Origin of the sequence: Persicitalea sp. (assembly GCF_041751555.1) — a bacterium.
Classification (GTDB): Bacteria; Bacteroidota; Bacteroidia; order Cytophagales; family Spirosomataceae; genus Persicitalea.
Genome location: NZ_JBGSXF010000053.1, coordinates 1 through 2,011, shown reverse-complemented (window position 1 = coordinate 2,011; position 2,011 = coordinate 1). Strand labels below are relative to the sequence as shown.

The 2,011-nt window shown below is 54.3% G+C and carries 2 protein-coding genes; both read left to right on the top strand.

Annotation, left to right across the window (positions count from 1 at the left end; all coding sequences use genetic code 11):
• The coding region (locus ACEW8P_RS01695; RefSeq protein ID WP_373511381.1) for a RagB/SusD family nutrient uptake outer membrane protein at positions 1–479 on the top strand (479 nt) is incomplete at its 5' end.
• Positions 480–536: 57 nt separating this feature from the next.
• The gene (locus ACEW8P_RS01690) at positions 537–1,976 is read left to right on the top strand and encodes a right-handed parallel beta-helix repeat-containing protein (RefSeq protein WP_373511380.1); all 1,440 of its coding nucleotides are present in this window, start codon (positions 537–539) and stop codon (positions 1,974–1,976) included.
• Positions 1,977–2,011: the final 35 nt, after the last annotated feature.

The following is a 2,011-nucleotide window of genomic DNA, read 5'->3' as shown; positions in this document are numbered from 1 at the left end:
CCTGGCGGTGGTATCCGTACCCGTCGAAAGTGACAACCCCCGGCCAGCATCCGGTGGGTGTGGTGCAGGATCCAGCCAAGCTGACCCTCAAAGCCAGTGCCGGGCCTACCTTCCGCGATATGTACCAGATCCGGCTGCCCGAAACCCTGCTGCTCCGGGCCGAAGCCTACCTGCTGAAAGGGGATGCCGCCAAAGCCGCCGCCGACATCAATCTGGTTCGCAACCGGGCCAAAGCCAAACCCGTAACGCCCGCCGAGGTAACGCTTGACTACATTCTGGACGAGCGGGCCAGAGAGTTGATCTTTGAGGAAGATCGTCGCGTGACGCTCTCGCGGATGGGCAAACTGGTTGAGCGGGTGAAAAAATACAACCCACTTAATTCTCCCAATATTCAACCCTTCCACGCGCTGTTCCCGATTCCGTTCTCGGAAATCGAAGCCAATAAGGATGCTACCCTGGAACAGAATCCCGGCTACTGAGTTCAACCTCGCCAAACTCGTAAAGGCAGGGTCACTCCTGCCTTTACATACCTTTTCATGAAAACATTCCTGATACCTATCGTTGCCACTGTGCTGGTGGGCCTGCTTCAATCCTGTACTCAGGATGCCGACAGTCCAACCGTGGTGACGCCGGCGGTACCGCCACCCACAACCGGATTGGTATTCTACGTTTCAGCTACCGCCGGTAGCGATTCCCGCACTGCAGACCAGGCCAGGAATGCCGCTACGCCCTGGAAAACGATTCAGAAGGGAGTAAGCAGTATTCCGGGCGGAGCTATCCTTATGATCGCCGGGGGTACCTACCCCGAAAAAGTGGTGGTGCCGGTGTCGGCCAACGGTAAGGCCACTACCCCGACTCTCATCAAAAGCAAAGACGGCGAAACGGCCGTCCTCGAAGGCAATAACGCCGGGGTTCAATGGGAGGCACTGTTTCTATTGAAGGACAATCAGCACATTACCGTTAAAGGTCTGAAAGCGCAAAATGGCTTCTGGTACGGCTTTTCGGGCGAGAGTTCGACGAACATTGCTTTCGACAGTTGCAGTACTTTCAATACGCGGGCTTCGGGCATCTATATAAAAACCAGTTCGGCCCTTACCATCCGGCGCAACAACATCCGCAAAGCCTGCCAGGAGCTCAACCGCGACGCCAGTGGCAATGGGACTCAGGAGTGCATCACGGTGACCAATTGCCACGATTTCACAGTAAGCGACAATGAGGTGTGGGACGGTCTGACCGTGGATACACCGGGGGGCGAGGGCATTGATGCAAAAGGAGGATCCTACAACGGCGAAATCAGCCGAAATTACGTCCACGACTTGTACGAACTTGGTATCTACCTGGATGCGGGCAGCAAAGAAAGCTATAACATTCGGGTCCATAGTAACCGGCTTTTCAAAACGGGCGGACTGTCGGTAGCCGGTGAACTCGGTGGACACGCGCGGGACATCTACTTTTACAATAACGTAGTGGCCAAGAGCCGCAGTTCGGGGGTAACGTTTCAGAGCATCGGCAATGGGAAGTTCAGCAATGTGTATATCGTGAACAACACATTCTACAACAACGCTCAGACGGGGTTCGCAGGGGATATCTCGAATTTCAGTAAGAACACGGGCAACAATAATCTGGTGATTCGCAATAATATTTTTTACAACAAAACCGCCAACTACCGCCACTCGATTTGGCACGACCTGGCCGCTCCCCATCTCATTAGCCACAACCTGTATTTTGATTTCAAAGCCAGCAACAACGCCGCCAACAGTTTCCAGACCACCAACCTGACTGCTGCCGACATGCAGGCCGACCCGCAATTCACAAATCCGGTCACCAACGACTTTGCGCTTAAAGCCACTTCACCCGCATTGAAGAAAGGGATGCCCATATCACTGCCTGGGTCTGCGGCTCCGCTCTTCACAACCGATTTTTTGGGAAAACCGCGCGGAACGACGAGCTGGGACCTTGGGGCTTTCACGAATTGATTATAATGTCAACCGATAACCTACCCCTCCCGATG

Excerpts from the sequence above, each read along its gene's own strand:
- ACEW8P_RS01690 (WP_373511380.1), top strand. The coding sequence starts at position 537 with ATGAAAACATTCCTGATACCTATCGTTGCCACTGTGCTGGTGGGCCTG.